The organism is Aminobacter carboxidus (assembly GCF_014863355.1).
Lineage (GTDB): Bacteria > Pseudomonadota > Alphaproteobacteria > Rhizobiales > Rhizobiaceae > Aminobacter > Aminobacter carboxidus.
Genome location: NZ_JACZEP010000010.1, coordinates 14,996 through 31,775, shown reverse-complemented (window position 1 = coordinate 31,775; position 16,780 = coordinate 14,996). Strand labels below are relative to the sequence as shown.

At 64.4% G+C, this 16,780-nt stretch carries 16 protein-coding genes and 1 riboswitch; of the genes, 7 read left to right on the top strand and 9 right to left on the bottom strand.

Features of this window, described 5'->3' with window-relative positions; translation table 11 throughout:
* Nucleotides 1-4: 4 nt before the first annotated feature.
* From IHE39_RS23895 to IHE39_RS23885, 3 genes are read right to left on the bottom strand one after another with little or no spacing between them, the layout of a single operon-like run.
* Nucleotides 5-1,291 carry a dihydrolipoamide acetyltransferase family protein gene (locus tag IHE39_RS23895; RefSeq protein WP_192568199.1) on the bottom strand — a complete coding sequence of 429 codons (1,287 nt, stop codon included), beginning with the start codon at nt 1,289-1,291 and terminating at the stop codon, nt 5-7.
* A 2-nt stretch (nt 1,292-1,293) separates the two neighbouring features.
* The gene (locus tag IHE39_RS23890; protein ID WP_192568198.1) at nt 1,294-2,307 is read right to left on the bottom strand and encodes an alpha-ketoacid dehydrogenase subunit beta; all 1,014 of its coding nucleotides are present in this window, start codon (nt 2,305-2,307) and stop codon (nt 1,294-1,296) included.
* Between the two features lie 3 nt (nt 2,308-2,310).
* Nucleotides 2,311-3,546, bottom strand: coding sequence for a 3-methyl-2-oxobutanoate dehydrogenase (2-methylpropanoyl-transferring) subunit alpha (locus tag IHE39_RS23885; protein WP_115730631.1), 1,236 nt, complete (start codon nt 3,544-3,546; stop codon nt 2,311-2,313).
* A gap of 186 nt (nt 3,547-3,732) precedes the next feature.
* A riboswitch (TPP riboswitch) is annotated at nt 3,733-3,849 on the top strand.
* Nucleotides 3,850-4,066: 217 nt separating this feature from the next.
* Between IHE39_RS23885 and thiC the strand changes: the two genes are divergently transcribed.
* The 6 genes from thiC to thiD are packed head-to-tail and all read left to right on the top strand — an operon-like array spanning nt 4,067 to nt 9,191.
* Nucleotides 4,067-5,893 (top strand): phosphomethylpyrimidine synthase ThiC, encoded by a 1,827-nt coding sequence (thiC, locus tag IHE39_RS23880; RefSeq protein ID WP_192568197.1) that lies wholly within the window; start codon nt 4,067-4,069, stop codon nt 5,891-5,893.
* On the top strand, nt 5,890-6,876 hold the full coding sequence (thiO, locus tag IHE39_RS23875; RefSeq protein ID WP_192568196.1) for a glycine oxidase ThiO: 987 nt from the start codon (nt 5,890-5,892) through the stop codon (nt 6,874-6,876). Before thiC ends, thiO begins: the two co-directional genes overlap by 4 nt.
* Nucleotides 6,860-7,057, top strand: coding sequence for a sulfur carrier protein ThiS (gene thiS / locus IHE39_RS23870; protein ID WP_192568195.1), 198 nt, complete (start codon nt 6,860-6,862; stop codon nt 7,055-7,057). Before thiO ends, thiS begins: the two co-directional genes overlap by 17 nt.
* A gap of 3 nt (nt 7,058-7,060) precedes the next feature.
* On the top strand, nt 7,061-7,834 hold the full coding sequence (locus IHE39_RS23865) for a thiazole synthase (protein WP_192568194.1): 774 nt from the start codon (nt 7,061-7,063) through the stop codon (nt 7,832-7,834).
* A complete protein-coding gene (locus tag IHE39_RS23860) occupies nt 7,831-8,436 on the top strand; it encodes a thiamine phosphate synthase (protein ID WP_192568193.1) in 606 nt (201 codons plus the stop codon). Before IHE39_RS23865 ends, IHE39_RS23860 begins: the two co-directional genes overlap by 4 nt.
* Nucleotides 8,433-9,191, top strand: coding sequence for a bifunctional hydroxymethylpyrimidine kinase/phosphomethylpyrimidine kinase (gene thiD / locus IHE39_RS23855; protein ID WP_192568192.1), 759 nt, complete (start codon nt 8,433-8,435; stop codon nt 9,189-9,191). Before IHE39_RS23860 ends, thiD begins: the two co-directional genes overlap by 4 nt.
* 16 nt (nt 9,192-9,207) lie before the next feature.
* Here thiD and fghA read toward each other — a convergent pair whose 3' ends face one another.
* The 6 genes from fghA to IHE39_RS23825 all read right to left on the bottom strand — a co-directional run bounded on the left by fghA (nt 9,208) and on the right by IHE39_RS23825 (nt 15,739).
* On the bottom strand, nt 9,208-10,041 hold the full coding sequence (gene fghA, locus IHE39_RS23850) for an S-formylglutathione hydrolase (RefSeq protein WP_192568191.1): 834 nt from the start codon (nt 10,039-10,041) through the stop codon (nt 9,208-9,210).
* Between the two features lie 251 nt (nt 10,042-10,292).
* Nucleotides 10,293-11,420 carry an S-(hydroxymethyl)glutathione dehydrogenase/class III alcohol dehydrogenase gene (locus tag IHE39_RS23845; RefSeq protein ID WP_192568190.1) on the bottom strand — a complete coding sequence of 376 codons (1,128 nt, stop codon included), beginning with the start codon at nt 11,418-11,420 and terminating at the stop codon, nt 10,293-10,295.
* Between the two features lie 55 nt (nt 11,421-11,475).
* On the bottom strand, nt 11,476-12,123 hold the full coding sequence (locus IHE39_RS23840; protein WP_192568189.1) for a glutathione S-transferase family protein: 648 nt from the start codon (nt 12,121-12,123) through the stop codon (nt 11,476-11,478).
* Nucleotides 12,124-12,132: 9 nt separating this feature from the next.
* Nucleotides 12,133-13,899: a Rieske 2Fe-2S domain-containing protein gene (locus tag IHE39_RS23835; RefSeq protein WP_192568188.1), complete on the bottom strand. Its 1,767-nt coding sequence runs from the start codon at nt 13,897-13,899 to the stop codon at nt 12,133-12,135.
* 41 nt (nt 13,900-13,940) lie between these two features.
* On the bottom strand, nt 13,941-14,846 hold the full coding sequence (locus IHE39_RS23830) for an aromatic ring-hydroxylating oxygenase subunit alpha (RefSeq protein WP_184774105.1): 906 nt from the start codon (nt 14,844-14,846) through the stop codon (nt 13,941-13,943).
* A 26-nt stretch (nt 14,847-14,872) separates the two neighbouring features.
* Nucleotides 14,873-15,739 carry an aromatic ring-hydroxylating oxygenase subunit alpha gene (locus IHE39_RS23825; RefSeq protein ID WP_192568187.1) on the bottom strand — a complete coding sequence of 289 codons (867 nt, stop codon included), beginning with the start codon at nt 15,737-15,739 and terminating at the stop codon, nt 14,873-14,875.
* 243 nt (nt 15,740-15,982) lie between these two features.
* On the opposite strand from IHE39_RS23825, the gene IHE39_RS23820 reads away from it, so the two are divergent.
* Complete coding sequence (locus IHE39_RS23820; protein WP_192568186.1) at nt 15,983-16,753, top strand: GntR family transcriptional regulator; 771 nt, start codon at nt 15,983-15,985, stop codon at nt 16,751-16,753.
* Nucleotides 16,754-16,780: the final 27 nt, after the last annotated feature.

Below are 16,780 nucleotides of genomic sequence, written 5' to 3'. Positions count from 1 at the left end.
AGCCTCAGCCCTCCACGAAGATCATTGCCGGTGCTTCGAGCAGCGCCTTGAGGCGCTGGACAAAGACCGCCGCGTCCCAGCCGTCGATGACGCGATGGTCGAAGCTGGACGACAGGTTCATCATCTTGCGCGGCACGAACTGGGAGCCGTCCCACATCGGCCGGATCATGATCTTGTTGACGCCGACGATCGCCACTTCCGGGTAGTTGATGACAGGCGTTGTGGCGACACCGCCCATCGCACCGAGCGAGGTGATGGTGATGGTCGAGCCGGTCAGCTCCTCGCGTGTCGCGGTGCCGGCCTTGGCGGCTTCGGCAAGACGGTTGACCTCGACAGCACAGTCCCACAGGTCGCGCGCCTCGGCATGCTTGACCACAGGCACCATCAGCCCGCCCGGCGTCTGGGCGGCCATGCCGATATGCACGCCGGCATGGCGATGGATGATGCCGGCATCGTCGTCATAGATCGCATTGAGCTGCGGCTGTTCGGCCACCGCCTTGACCAGCGCCCGCATCAGGAACGGCAGAAGCGTCAGCTTCGGCCTCTCCGGCTTCTTCGTGGCGTTGAGCCTGGCGCGCAACTCCTCGAGTGCTGTGACATCGATCTCTTCGACATAGGTGATGTGGGGGATGCGCGACTTGGCCAGCGCCATCTTTTCGGCGATGCGCCGGCGCAGGCCGATGACCTTGATCTCCTCGACCCCTGTCCTGGCCTGCAATCCGGCCACCGGGACCGCCGCACCGCGCGCGGCAAAACCGTCGAGATCTTCATGGGTGACACGGCCGGCCGGACCGGTGCCGGGGATCTGGCGCAGGTCGATGCCGGCTTCCTTGGCGCGCAAGCGCACGGCAGGCGAGGCAACAGGGCGTTCGCCTTCCGGCCTGGGCAGGCCGAGCGTTGTCGCACGTGGCACAGGCTTGAGTGCTGCCGCAGGTGCTGGTGGCTTTGCCGCAGGTTCGGCTTTCTTAGCCGGCGCGGGAGCTGCTTCCACAGCTGCCGGGGCCGGCTGCCTGGCCTCGCTTTTCGGCTCGACGGGTGCCGGTCCGTCGCCGGCAATCTTGATGCGCACGATCGGCGAGCCGACGGCGACGGTTTCGCCGATCTCGGCCCCGAGCCAGATGATTTCGCCATCGACCGGCGAGGGGATTTCGACCGTCGCCTTGTCGGTCATGACGGCGGCGATCACCGTATCCTCGCGCACGAGGTCGCCGATCTTGACGTGCCATTCGACCAGTTCGGCCTCGGCCACGCCTTCGCCGACGTCGGGAAGCTTGATGACATGTTCGCCCATGTTCAGGCCCCCATCGTTTCGATCAAAGCTTCGCCGACCCGCTTGGGGCCGGGGAAATAGTCCCATTCCTGGGCATGCGGATACGGCGTGTCCCAGCCGGTGACACGCGCGACCGGTGCTTCGAGATGGTAGAAGCAGTGCTCCTGCACCAGTGCCGCAAGCTCGGCACCGAAGCCCGAGGTCAGCGTCGCCTCATGCACGACGACACAGCGGCCGGTCTTCTTGACCGAGGCGATGATGGTGTCGAGGTCGAGCGGCAGCAGCGTCCTGAGATCGATGATTTCGGCATCGATGCCGGTCTCCTCAACCGCCGCCTGGGCGACATAAACCATGGTGCCGTAAGCAAGCACGGTGACGGCTGAACCGGCCCTGCGGATCTCCGCCTTGCCGAGCGGGGTGGTGTAATGCCCCTCCGGCACCTCGCCGAGCTCATGCTTCGACCAGGCCGTGACAGGCCGGTCGTGATGGCCGTCGAAGGGGCCGTTGTACAATCGTTTCGGCTCCAGAAAGATCACCGGATCGGGGTCTTCGATCGAGGCGATCAGCAGGCCCTTGGCGTCGAGCGGGTTCGACGGCACGACGACTTTCAGGCCCGAAACATGGGTGAACAGCGCTTCCGGGCTCTGGCTGTGGGTCTGGCCGCCAAAGATGCCGCCGCCGGTCGGCATGCGCACGACGATCGGGCAGGTAAATTCGCCATTGGAGCGGTAGCGCAATCGTGCCGCTTCCGAAACGATCTGGTCATAGGCTGGATAGACATAGTCGGCGAACTGCACTTCGACACAAGGCTTGAGCCCGTAGGCGGCCATGCCGATGGCAGCACCAACGATGCCGAGTTCGCTGATCGGCGCGTCGAAACAGCGCGAGCGGCCGTATTTCTGCTGCAGCCCCTGGGTGCAGCGGAAGACGCCGCCGAAATAGCCGACGTCCTCGCCAAAGACGACGACATCGTCGTCACGCCCCATGGCAACGTCCATGGCGCTGCGGATGGCTTCGATCATGGTCATGCGCGGCATGGTCTATACCCCCGCCTTCTGGCGCTGGCGCCTGAGATGCGGCGGCATCTCGGCATAGACGCCCTCGAACATGTCGCGCGTCGACGGCTTGCCGCCGGCATGCAGCGTGCCGTGGCTTTCGGCTTCCTTCTGCGCGGCGATGACGGTTTCGAGGATTTCGGCCTCGGCCTGCTTGTGGCGTTCGTCCGACCACAGGCCACGCTTGATCAGGTGGTTCTTGAGCCGGATCACCGGGTCGCCGAGCGGCCAGGCATCCGATTCGGTCTTGGGCCGATAGGCGGAGGGATCGTCCGAGGTCGAGTGCGCGCCGACGCGGTAGGTAACGTATTCGACAAGCGTCGGGCCGAGATTGCGCCGGGCGCGTTCGGTCGCCCATTTGGCCACCGCATGCACGGCGAGATAATCGTTGCCGTCGACACGCAGGGCCGCGATGCCAAAGCCAAGCCCACGCGCCGCAAACGTGCCGGAGCCGCCGCGGGCGATGCCCTGGAAGGTCGAGATCGCCCACTGGTTGTTGACGATGTTGAGCACCACGGGCGCCTTGTAGGTCGAGGCGAAGACGAGGGCGGCGTGGAAGTCGCTCTCGGCGGTGGCGCCGTCGCCGACCCAGCCGACGGCGATCTTGGTGTCGCCCTTGATCGCCGATGCCATCGCCCAGCCGACCGCCTGGATATACTGCGTCGTCAGATTGCCGGAGATCGAAAAGAAGCCGTGCTCCTTGGAGGCATACATCACCGGCAGCTGGCGGCCCTTCAGCGGGTCGCGCTCGTTGGAATAGATCTGGTTCATCATCTCGACCATCGGATAGCCGCCGGCGATCAGCAGGCCGGCCTGGCGGTAGGTCGGGAAATTCATGTCGCCTGGGATGAGCGCCTTGCGGAAGGCGCAGCTCACCGCCTCCTCGCCCATATGCTGCATGTAAAACGAGGTCTTGCCCTGGCGCTGCGCCATCTGCATGCGCGCATCGAAGGTGCGCAGCGTCATCATGTGGCGCAGGCCCTCGAGCTGCTCCTCGTCGCTCAGCGTGCCGGCCCAGGGGCCGACGGCATCGCCCTCGCGGTTGAGCACGCGGATGATCGAATAGGCCAGATCGCGGATGTTGCGCGGGTCGACATCGACCTCGGGTCGCGCCACCGATCCAGCCTTGGGTATAGGCACATTGGAGAAGTCGGGCGTCCCGCCCGGCCGAACCTCGGGTTCGGGCACGTGAAACTTGAGTGGCGAGGGATTGTCCGTCACGGATGTTCCTCCTGTCTCGCGCGCAGGCCAATCGGTCCTCCCTGCGCGGCAGACAATTTATGTCAGCAACGCTGACCTATTATCCCAACGCTTTCGAAACCGCAATGGCTGCTGAGGCGAGTTTGGCATTGTCGCGACAATATCGAAAGCCCGGTTGACAGCACCGGCCTTCCTCCCTCATGTTGCCGGCCTCACCAGGGGGGTCCCGACAAGGGGCTGAGATACTGCTCGCTAACGCAGCGCAGTGACCCGTTGAACCTGATCCAGTTCACACTGGCGTAGGGACGGTGCGAGGCGTTGCGGGTCGGGCATTCCGGCTTTGGCATTCGGGCTCATGCCCGGAGTCCCCCAGGCAAAACCTCACCTCCTCCTCATCGCACGAACTGGGTCTCCATGCGGCGCATCGCGTCCGAAAACCGGTTCTCGGTTTTCGGCAAGCACGATGCGCAAACCCAAGGACCCGGCGCGTCCTTGTGCGTCCTGCCGGACGCATGGCGCGCCGAAGCAAGGAGGCTCACTCATGAATGCCCACACCCCGACAGTTACATCAGGCGAACTTCCCGCATCGAGGAAGGTCCACAAAGCTGGAAAGCTCCATCCCGCCATCCGCGTGCCGATGCGCGAGATCTCGGTCCACCCGACATCGGGCGAGCCGCCCGTCACCGTCTATGACCCCTCCGGCCCCTACACCGATACCGCGGTCAAGACAGACATCGAGCGTGGCCTGGCCCGGCTGCGCGAGGACTGGATCGTGGCGCGCGGCGACGTCGAGCGTTACGAGGGCCGCGCCGTCAAGGCCGCAGACAACGGCTTTGTCTCGGGCGAAAGGCTGACGCCGGAATTCCCGGTCCGCAACGCACCGCTGCGCGCCACCGGCGGCCGTGCCGTCACCCAGCTCGCTTATGCCCGCGCCGGCATCATCACGCCCGAGATGGAGTTCGTCGCCATCCGCGAAAACCTCGGCCGCGAGCAGTTGCACACCAAGCTTGTGCGCGACGGCGAAAGCTTCGGCGCTGTCGTTCCCGACTTCGTCACACCCGAATTCGTCCGCGACGAGGTGGCGCGCGGCCGCGCCATCATCCCTTCCAACATCAACCATCCCGAAAGCGAGCCGATGATCATCGGCCGCAATTTCCTGGTCAAGATCAACGCCAATATCGGCAACTCGGCCGTCACCTCGTCGATGGCCGAAGAGGTCGAAAAGATGGTCTGGGCGACGCGCTGGGGCGCCGACACGGTGATGGACCTGTCGACCGGCCGCAACATCCACAACATCCGCGACTGGATCGTCCGCAATTCGCCGGTGCCGATCGGCACGGTGCCGCTCTACCAGGCGCTGGAAAAGGTCAACGGCATCGCCGAGGACCTGACCTGGGAGGTGTTCCGCGACACGCTGATCGAACAGGCCGAACAGGGCGTCGACTACTTCACCATCCATGCCGGCGTGCGCCTGGCCTATATCCACCTGACCGTCGATCGCGTCACCGGCATCGTCTCGCGCGGCGGCTCGATCATGGCCAAATGGTGCCTGCATCACCACAAGGAGAGCTTCCTCTACGAGCATTTCGACGAGATCTGCGACATCTGCCGGACCTATGACGTCGCCTTTTCGCTCGGCGACGGCCTGCGCCCCGGCTCGATCGCCGACGCCAACGACGCCGCCCAGTTCGCCGAACTGGAAACGCTCGGCGAGCTGACCAAGATCGCCTGGGCCAAGGATTGCCAGGTGATGATCGAGGGCCCCGGCCATGTGCCGATGCACAAGATCAAGGAAAACATGGACAAGCAGCTCGAGGTCTGCGGCGAAGCGCCTTTCTACACGCTCGGGCCTTTGACCACCGACATCGCACCCGGCTACGACCACATCACCTCGGGCATTGGTGCGGCGATGATCGGCTGGTTCGGCACGGCGATGCTCTGCTACGTCACGCCCAAGGAACATCTCGGCCTGCCCGACCGCGACGACGTCAAGGTCGGCGTCATCACCTACAAGATCGCAGCCCACGCCGCCGATCTCGCCAAGGGCCATCCGGCGGCCAAGGTCAGGGACGACGCGCTGTCGCGGGCGCGTTTCGAGTTCCGCTGGGAGGACCAGTTCAACCTGTCGCTCGACCCGGAGACGGCGCGCTCCTATCACGACCAGACCTTGCCCAAGGAAGCGCACAAGGTGGCGCATTTCTGCTCGATGTGCGGCCCGAAATTCTGCTCGATGCGCATCTCCCACGACATCCGCGCCGAGGCACAGAAGGAAGGGCTGGCGGCCATGGCGGCGAAATACCGCGACGGCGGCGACCTCTATATGGCGGTGGAGAGCGTCGAGCCGGTGGAGCCAGCGAGCCAGCCATGAAGGTGCTGATCCGCGGCGCGGGCGTCACGGGATTGACGCTCGCCCACGAGCTTTCATCGCGCGGCGCCGACGTCACCGTCGTCGACTCCAGAAGGCAGATCGCCGGCAATGCCTCATGGCAGGCCGGCGGCATGCTGGCGCCGTGGTGCGAACGCGAGAGCGCCGAAGAGGCGGTGCTGACGCTCGGACGCGGTGCCGCCGACTGGTGGGACGCCGCCCTGCCCGGCCATGTCATGCGCAACGGCACGCTTGTCGTGGCCGCCGCCCGCGATGTGGCCGAGCTCGACCGCTTCGGCCGCCGCACCTCTGGTTACCGCGCCATCGACGCCGGGGCGATCGCGGCGCTTGAACCCGACCTCGACGGCAGCTTCGTCAGCGCGCTGTTTTTTAATGAGGAAGCCCATCTCGACCCGCGCCAGGCGCTGCTTGGGCTGCAGCAAAAGCTTGCCCGGATGGGCGTGCGTTTCGAGTTCGGTTATGGCGCGGTGCACAGTCCGTCGGCCGATGTCGAGGCCGACTGCACCGGCATCACAGGCCAGCTTACAGGCCTGCGCGGCGTGCGCGGCGAGATGCTGATCCTCAGGACGTCGGAGGTGACGTTGGCGCGGCCGGTGCGGCTGCTGCATCCGCGCATTCCGGTCTATGTCGTGCCGCGCTCCGGCAATCTGTTCATGGTCGGCGCAACGATGATCGAAAGCGATGCCGCCGGTCCCATCACCGCGCGTTCGGTGATGGAGCTGCTCAACGCCGCCTATGCGCTGCATCCGGCCTTCGGCGAGGCCGAGCTTGTCGAGACCGGCACCGGCATCCGCCCGGCCTTTACCGACAATTTGCCGCGCGTCGAACGCGAAGGAAACACCATCCGCATCAACGGCCTTTACCGCCACGGCTTCCTGCTCGCACCCGCCATGGCGGTAAAGGCCGCCGCCATGATCCTGGGCACGGAGACGGAGAAGGAGCGCGCCGATGAAGCTCACCATTAACGGCGAACAGTGCGAGGTGACGGCCGCCACGCTCGCAGCGCTGCTCACTGAGCTCGACTATGAAGGCGGCTGGCTCGCCACAGCACTCAATGGCGAGGTCGTGCCGGCCAGGCAGCGCGACGGCTGCGCGCTCGCCGATGGCGACCGCATCGAAATCCTCGCACCGATGAAGGGAGGGTAAGCCATGCTCGAACTCTACGGACAACAAATCCCGTCCCGCCTGCTGCTCGGCACCGCGCTTTACCCCTCGCCCGCCATCATGGCCGAGGCGATCAAGGCGTCGGGCGCCGACATCGTCACTGTCTCGCTGCGCCGCGAGACTTCCGGCGGCAAGACGGGCGGAAAATTCTGGTCGCTGATCCAGTCGCTCGGGGTGCGCGTGTTGCCCAACACCGCCGGCTGCCACTCGGTCAAGGAAGCGGTGACCACGGCGAAGATGGCGCGCGAGGTCTTTGCCACCATCTGGATCAAGCTTGAGGTCATCGGCAATCACGACACGCTGCAGCCCGACGTGTTCGGCCTCGTCGAGGCGGCCAGGATTCTCGCTGCCGACGGCTTCGAGGTCTTCCCCTACACGACAGACGATCTGGTCGTCGCCGGGCGGCTGCTCGATGCCGGCTGCAAGGTGCTGATGCCGTGGTGCGCGCCGATCGGCTCTGCCCGCGGGCCGCAGAACCTCGACGCCTTGCGCAGCCTGCGCGGCCATTTCCCCGACGTGCCGCTGATCGTCGATGCCGGCATCGGCCGTCCCTCGCATGCCGCCACCGTCATGGAACTCGGCTACGACGCCGTGCTGCTCAACACGGCTGTTGCCAAGGCCAGCGACCCCGTCGCCATGGCTTGTGCTTTCGGCAAGGCGGTTGAAGCCGGACGGCAGGCGTTCCGCGCCGGCCCGCTCGAACCGCGCGACATGGCCGTTCCCTCCACCCCCGTCATCGGCATGGCAGCATTTTCATGAAGCTCGACCCGTTCTACCTGATTGTCGATTCCGCCGCCTGGATCGAGCGGCTGGTGCCGTTGGGCGTCAAGCTGGTGCAACTGCGCATCAAGGACATGGACGAGGCCGGCCTGCGCCGCGAAATCCGCGTGGCGAAAACCATCTGCGCGCGCCATGGCTGCCAGCTCGTCGTCAACGATTACTGGCGCCTCGCCATCGACGCGGGCTGCGACTACGTCCATCTCGGCCAGGAGGATCTGGCCGAGGCTGATGTGGCAGCGATCCGCCATGCCGGCCTGAAGCTCGGCCTCAGCACCCATGACGATGCCGAACTCGACACCGCACTTGCCGCCGCACCCGACTATGTCGCGCTAGGCCCTGTCTATCCGACCATCCTCAAGGCGATGAAGTGGGCGCCGCAAGGGCTCGACCGCATCGTCGAATGGAAAAAGCGTGTTGGCACCACACCGCTGGTTGCCATTGGCGGGCTCAATGTCGAGCGTATATCAGGCGTCTTTGCCCACGGCGCCGACATTGCTGCCGTCGTCACCGACATCACGCTCAACGCCGATCCCGAGGCGCGCACGCGTCAATGGCTGGCAGCGACGGCTGAGTGGCGATGAGCCCGCATGTGCCCCCGCATGTGCTTGTTGTCGCCGGCTCGGATTCGAGCGGCGGCGCCGGCATCGTCCGCGATATCGAGACGGTGTCGGCCTTCGGCCTGCGCTGCAGCCTCGCCATCACGGCGGTGACGGTGCAGACGCATCAGCGCGTCGAGCGTATCGAACAGATGCCGCCCGACCTTGTCGCCGACCAGATGCGCGCCGCCTTCGCCGCCGACCCTGTCGCTGCGGTCAAGATCGGCATGCTCGGAACGGCGGCTGTTATCGACACCGTCGCTTCGGTGCTGGCGAGCAGCCTGCCGGTGCCTGTCGTGCTCGACCCTGTGCTCGCCTCGAGCTCGGGGGGGCAGCTGCTCGACGACGAGGCCATCGACACGCTGAAGCGCAAGCTGTTTCCGCTGTGCACGCTTGTCACGCCCAACCTGCCCGAACTGGCGCTGCTGAGCGGCCGGCCGCTCGCCAGCGGCGAAACAGAGATCGTCGAACAAGCCGAAAAACTGTTCGCCGCCGGCGCATCCGCCATCCTGGTCAAAGGCGGCCACGCAACCGGCGCCACCGCGACGGACCTGCTGATCCAGCCGGGGCGCGAACCCGTCCGCTTCGACGCATCGCGCATCGCTGTCGCCATGCGCGGCACCGGCTGCATGCTGGCCAGCGCGATCGCGGCACATCTGGCACAATATGAAACGCTGGAGATCAGCATCGGCAAGGCGAAGCGCCATGTCTTCACCAAGCTGCTGGCGGCGAGGCCGTGACGGCGAGTTTCGCCGCTCAGCCAAGCCGGGCGGCGTGCCACCTCAGGTGATCGTCCATGAAGGTCGAGATGAAGTTGTAGGAATGATCGTAGCCATCCTGCATGCGCAAGGTCAGGCCGATGCCTGATTTCGTGCAGGCCTCTTCGAGCAGCCAGGGGCGCAGGCCCTCGTCGAGGAAGCTGTCGGATGAACCCTGGTCGACGAGGAATTCCGGGAAACGCTTGCCGTCCTCGATCAGCAACGTCGTGTCATAGGCGCGCCAGGCGGCCTCATCGGAACCGAGATATTTCTCCAGCGCCGGCTTCGACCAGCCCGCCGTCGAAGGCTGGGCGATGGGCGCGAAGGCCGAGCAGCTCTTGAAGCGCTCGGGGTGCTTGAGCGCGATGGTCAGCGCACCATGGCCGCCCATCGAATGGCCTGTAATCGCCTGGCGCGACATGTCGGCGGGGAAGTTTGCCGCGATCAGCGCCGGCAGTTCCTCGGTGACATAGGAATACATCAGATAGTTTTTCGCGAACGGCGCCTCGGTCGCGTCGACATAAAAGCCGGCACCCGAACCGAACTGCCAGTTGTCCTTCTCGTCGGCGATACCTTCGCCGCGCGGGCTGGTATCCGGGCAGACGATCATCAGGCCAAGCTCGGCGGCAAGGCGGCGGTATTCACCCTTGTCCATGACATTGGCATGGGTGCAGGTCAGGCCAGAGAGATACCACAGCACCGGCACCGGGCCGTCCTTGGCCTGCGGCGGCACGAAGACGGCAAAGGTCATGTCGCAGGCGCAGGCCGCGGATGCGTGCGCATAGACGCCCTGGATGCCGCCATGCGACTTCGACGTGGAAATGGTCTTCATCTGCTTAGCCTTCTCGTCAAACAATCCCGACCCGGCATAACGTCGGGATGCGGGACCTGCAACCGCTCAAAAAGAGATGCCGGCGGTGCGGACGAGGGTTGCAGACACCTCGGACGCACCGCCGGTCAACGCCATGACTTTGGGAACACGCGGGCCAAGCTGGGAGGCTTGAGGGCCGGCGAAAAGCCACAGCGTTTAGAGGACCGGCCATGGGAGCCTGGCCGGTCTTGGGAGCTCAGTAGACGGGGAGCTCAGTAGACCACGACGCTGCGGATGCTTTCGCCCGAGTGCATCAGGTCAAAACCCTTGTTGATGTCTTCGAGCTTGAGCGTATGCGTGATCATCGGGTCGATCAGGATCTTGCCTTCCATGTACCAGTCGACGATCTTCGGAACGTCAGTACGGCCACGCGCGCCACCAAAGGCAGTGCCCTTCCAGGTCCGGCCGGTGACCAGCTGGAACGGCCGCGTTGCGATCTCCTGGCCGGCACCGGCGACACCGATGACGATGCTTTCGCCCCAGCCGCGATGGCTGGCTTCGAGCGCCTGGCGCATCACTTTGACGTTGCCGGTGCAGTCGAAGGTGTAGTCGGCACCGCCGATCTGGTCGGCACCACGCTTGGTCATGTTGACGAGGTAAGGCACGATGTCGCCCTCGACCTCCTTCGGATTGACGAAATGCGTCATGCCGAACTTTTCGCCCCAGGCCTTGCGGTCATTGTTGATGTCGACGCCGATGATCATGTCGGCACCGGCAAGACGAAGACCCTGCAGCACGTTGAGGCCGATGCCGCCGAGGCCAAAGACGATCGCCGTCGAACCGATCTCGACCTTGGCGGTATTGATGACCGCGCCGATGCCTGTCGTTACCCCGCAACCGATGTAGCAGATCTTGTCGAACGGGGCGTCCGGGTTGACCTTGGCCAGCGCGATCTCGGGCAGCACGGTGAAGTTCGAAAAGGTCGAGCAGCCCATATAGTGAAAAATCTTGTCCTTGCCGATCGAAAACCGGCTCGAGCCATCCGGCATCAGACCTTGGCCTTGGGTCGAGCGGATCGCGGTGCACAGATTGGTCTTGCGGCTGAGGCAGGACGGGCAGGAGCGGCATTCCGGCGTGTAGAGCGGGATGACGTGGTCGCCCTTCTTGAGCGAGGTCACACCCTTGCCGACATCGACGACGACACCGGCACCTTCATGGCCCAAAATGGCAGGGAAGATGCCTTCGGGATCGGCACCCGACAAAGTGAACTCGTCGGTGTGGCAGATGCCGGTCGCCTTGATCTCGACAAGCACCTCGCCCTCGCGCGGCCCCTCGAGGTCGACCTCCATGATCTCGAGCGGCTTTCCAGCTCCGACGGCGACTGCAGCGCGGGTTTTCATTTTTTTCTCCCAGTATCAGGTAAATGTCGGGCGCTCGCCCGGCGAACTATCGAATTCAGGCAGCCTTGGCTGGTCCGGCCGGGAACACGCCCGACATCACGGCAAAACCCTTGATGCGCTTTAAACGGTCACACCAGCGACGGATCGCCGGATAGTCCTGTCTTGGTATGCCGCCTTCTTCCGACAGCATGATGTAAGGGAAGCAGGCGATGTCGGCGATCGTCGGCTGAGCCGCCGAGCAGATCCAGTTGCGCCCTTCCTGTTCGCCGAACCACAGATGTTCGTCGAGGATGCGAAACAGCCGATGCGCACCGGCCCGCGCCGCCTCGACGTCGAAGTCGTAAAACAGTGCATCATGTAGGCGCGCTGCCGAAGCCGTGCCGGTGATGCCGTCGGCAAAGGCCAGCCACTGGCTGATCTCGCCGAGCAGAGCTGGATTGTCGCGTGGGTACCACGTGCCGGACGCATCGTATTTAGAAGCGAGATAGACAAGGATCGCCTGGGCGTCGCGCAGGATGAGCCCGTCGTCGTCGATGACAGGCAGCTGGCCGAGCGGATTGATCTTGAGGAACCAGTCCGACTTGTGCTCGCGGCCGGGATAGAAGTCGACGGGAACGGTCTTCCACTCGACACCGAGCATGCCCATCAGCAGGCGCAGCTTGTAGCAGTTGCCCGACAGTTCGTAGTCGTAAAGCGTAATCATCGGTAACTCCTAGAGGTCGAGCACAAGCCGCGCCGACTTGGCACGCGACACGCAGGTCATGATCTTGGTGCCGGACTTGCGCTCGGCATCGTTGAGATAGACGTCCTGATGGTCGGGCTCGCCTTCGATGACGGTGGCCAGGCAGGTACCGCAGGCGCCCTGCTCGCAGGACGACGGCATGTCGATGCCGGCGTCGCGCATCACTTCGAGGATCGTCTTGCCGGCCGGCACCGTCAGCGTCATGCAGGAGCGCGCCAGCGCCACTTCGAAGCTGGTGGAGTCGTCGATGACATTGGTGTTCTTGAAATATTCGAAATGCACCGCCGTTTCCGGCCAGCCCATCTCGGCGGCGATGGCGCGCGCCGCTTCCAGCATCGGGCCGGGTCCGCAGAGATAGACATGCTTGTCGGGGCCATAGCCTGACAGGATCTCGCGCAGCTTCGCGCCGGTCTGGTCTGGCGAAAGCCCAAGATGCGGCTTGAGCGAGGCGCCAAGCGTCTTGGTCTTTTCGGGGAAAGCGAGCTGGGCTTGGTTCTGGGCGAAGTAGTGCAGCTCGTGGCCGAGGCTCTGGTTGTTGAGCGCCTGGGCCATGGCGAGCAGCGGGGTGATGCCGATGCCGCCGGCGATGAACAATGTCTGGATCGCATCGCGGCGCAGCGGGAAGTTGTTGCGCGGCTCGGAGATCGCCAGCACGTCGCCTTCGCGCACCGTCTCGTGCAGGCAGGTCGAGCCGCCCTTGGAGTCGCGTTCGAGCTTGACGCCGATGACGTAGCTGTCGCTTTCGCCCGGACCGTTGGTGATTGAATATTGCCGGATCAACCCGTTGGGCAGATGCACGTCGATATGGGCGCCGGGCTGGAAGGTCGGCAACAGGCCCTTGAGCGGCCTGAGTTCGAAGCCGGCAATGCCATCGGCGGCCGACCACTTCCTCGTAACCTGGACGCGGATCGTCGCCTTGCGGCCATGTGTCGTCTCTTCCGGCATCTCGGCCAGTTCTGGCGAGACCCGTTCGATGATCGGCTCCAGCGGGGCCGGTGCAGGTTCCCGCGCGGCCTCGGCTTCGACGGCGACCCGCAGGCGCGACAGAAGTTCATTGTGGTGGCGCAGCACGGCAAGACGGGCAGCGCCTTCGACCTCGCTGTCGAGCACGCCGCGGATCACCGAGCGGTTGGAATCGACCGGCTGGACGAACAACACGGCGAGTGTGCTGGCATCGCCCTCGCTCGAACGCAGCGCCACCGAAAAGGCGTTGGACGCTTCGACCGCGACCTTGGCTGCAGAGCCGTCGATGTTGCCGCTTGGCTGGAAGCGGTAGCCCGTAAGCTGCGCCGCCACCACGTCGGCGGGCGCGTTGACCGGAATGGCGCGCAGCGCCAGAAGCTTGCCTTCGGCAAACCCTGACACCTCGGGCACCTCGCCTTGCGGCTCTTCTGCCGACCACACCAGGCCGTAACGCTCGACGGCGGCAAAGGTGCGGTTGGTGATGGTGCGGGCCGGCGCATCGGCCGGGTGTGCCGGGATATAGGTGCAGCCGGCGGTGCGGTTCGAATAGCGCCAGCCATGGTACTGGCACTTCAGCTCGCGGCCGTCATTGATGCCGATCGACAGGCGCACGCCGCGATGCAGGCAGCGGTTCTCCCAGATGTTGACGTAGCCGTCGTCGGCGCGCCAGACGGCGAATTCGCGGCCAAGCAGCTGGCCATGAAAGACATGACGCAACGGAAGGTCGTGCGCCGCGGCGATGGGATGCCATCTGGATTTGGCTAGGTCGAGCATAGGTTCCTCGCTGATATCTTGTCGTTGGCGCCTTCAGGCGCTCAGGTGGCGGCCGGGATGACCCCGTAGGTCACGCCCTTCTGGCTCAGCCACCGGCGGTAGGCGATCGCCGACTTGTCGGCTCTGATGGGGGTCTCGGCGCGCGGATCGAGCGGCAGGCGCTTGGGGAACTGGTTCTCCAGGATCGGCTTGTCCTGGCCGAAGATCGTCTGCTGGAAACGCTTGATCACCTTGTCTTCATTGTCCTCGTCGAGCACGCACAGCAACATGTGCGCCCGGACATGTTCCTGGTCGACCGGCTGCAGGAACACGGCAATGACGTCGAGCCGCGTCTCGTCCATCGGGCTCGATTTGTAGAGCACCGAGCAATAGGGATGCGGCACGCGGTAGATATAATCGACATCGGCGCCGCCATCCGAAGTGGTCGATGCCATCGGCTGGAAAAAGCGGCAGCGTGTGGCCAGGATCTCGTCGCGGTCGACCGAGATCTCGACGTCGTATTCCTTCACTTCCGTGTGCGGTTCAGCACCGAGGATATCGGTGTGGACATAAGGGAAATGGCCCATGTCGAGGAAGTTCTCGATCGCCCGCGGCGCCGAGACATTGACCCCGAAGGTGGCGGCGTTGAGCTTGCGTCGGTCAGCTTCGGCATATTCGGGGATCGGGAAGATGTCGGCCGGCGGATTGCCGAGCGACGTCCAGACATAGCCATAGGCAAGCTTGACCGGCAGCGTGCCTGCGACCGCTGAAATGTCGACCGGCCCGTCGACAGGCAGATCGCGTCGCGAACGCCAGACGGCAACCTTGCCGGTGCCGTCGCAGGCCAGGCTGAGGCGCTCTTCGAGCAGGATGGTGCCGACCACCACGCCGGCCGGCACTTCGGAAAGTGCGGCAAGCGGGTGCCAAAGGTCGAGGATCACCTGATCCTTGCATCTCGTCTCGGTCATCTGAGGTTCCTCCTGAGGGCGCGGGTTCACATCCGCGCCGGTATCGCGCCGTAAGTGACTGATTTGTCGCGCAGCCAGCGCCGGTACAAGACAGCGACCGCATCGGCGCGGATCGGCGTTTCAGCACGCGGGTCGAGCGGCAGGCGTTTCGGCAGCTGGTTTTCCAGGATCGGTTTGTCCTGGGCAAAGATCAGCTGCATGAAGTTGCGGATTCCGGCCTCGTCGCTGCCGTCCTTGAGATAGCAAAGGAAGGGATGGGCGACGCAATTTTCCTCGTCGACGGGTTGGACGAACAAGGTGATGACGTCGAGCCGCTCTTTCTGCACCGGATTGCTCTTGTAGAGCGCCACCGTGTAGGGGCGGATCACCTTGTAGATATAGTCGACGACAAAGCCTTCCTTGGCCGTCGGCGACGCCACCGGCTGGTAGAATTTGCATTCGGTCGCGACCAGTTCGTCGGCAGCGGTCAGCTCGACCTTGTAGGGCGCGACTTCGGTATGCGGCTCCTCGCCGAGCCAGCCGGTGTGGACGAACGGGAAATGGCCCATGTCGAGGAAATTCTCGACCGTTCGCAGGCCTGAAACCTTGACCGCGATCGACCCGCCGGTGAGCAGGTAACGGTCTTCCTCCTCGGCCTCCGGCACGAACACGATGTCGCGCTCCGGCTTGCCGAGGCAGGCCCACAGGAAGCCATAACGCTTGGTCGCATTGACCAGCGCCCCGGTGTCGTTTCGCAACACTTCCTTGTTGTATCGGCCACGGCAATAGACGGTCAGGTCGACGCCAAGCAGCCGGGTCTGGAACGGCTCGTGCGCCGACAGGTTGGTCAGGTCGGCGATCACATGCCAATCGTTAAGAAGGACTCTGTCGCTACAAAGGGCAGCTATGCTCATCGCACCCTCCCTGGCTAGCACTTCCCCGTGAACCTAGCTCTGTTATGCCCATATTGGAACCACAGGATTGGATATCAATCAATGACAATTTGCATGTCAATGAAAGAATTTTGGTTGACAGCTTGATTTGATTGACTACCGATATGGGAAACGCAACTCGGGATATGCGGCACATCAGCTGTTGCCAACGCCGGTCGTGACCGCTGAGCAAGCCAAAGTGCGCAGGCGGGGGAGGAAGATGCCATGAGCAGTCGCTCGCAGGCCATTGCCGACATACTGACGCGGGCGATCATCGATCACCGGCTGGTGCCCGGCTGCAAGCTCGGCGAACGCGAACTGGCCGAGATTTTCGACGTCAGCCGCATCGTCGTGCGCCAGTCGCTGATCCGCCTCGCCGACGACGGCCTTGCCCAGATCGAGCGCAACCGCGGTGCCTTCGTCGCCCGTCCCAGCATGCAGGAAGCGCTCGAGATCTACGACGCGCTGACGCTTGTCGAGCAAGGTGTCGCCGCCCAGTTGAGCGACCGCCTCGGACCCGCCGGCTGGGCCGAACTGCGCCAGCATGTCGAACGCCAGCGCCAGGCGGTGGCATCAGGCAACGATGCGCTGGCTGACGTACTCGGCCAGGAATTCCACACCGTCTTCGTCCGGCTCAGCCGCAACAAGGTGATGCAGGAAATCCATGCCCAGCTGGTCCGCCGCACGACCTTGCTGCGTTCGCTGATCACCGCCGATTTCGACTACTGCAACCTGCTCGACGACCATGCGCGGGTCATCGACCTGCTCGAAAAGGGCCGGCTGAAGCAGGCGATGGAGCTGATCGACATGCATCACCGTTCAGTCGTGCGCGGCTACATCATGGACCGGCAGGTGTTTCCCGAGCTGACGCCGCGCGAAGCGCTCGAACCCTATCTCGACGGCAAGTCAGGCGAGCCGCCGAAACCGGCACCACGAAAAAAGGCCGGAGAAAACGGCGCGGCACGGGCACATGCCCATGTCCACGCCTCAAAATAGACCCGGCAACAAGCCGGGCGCATCCAA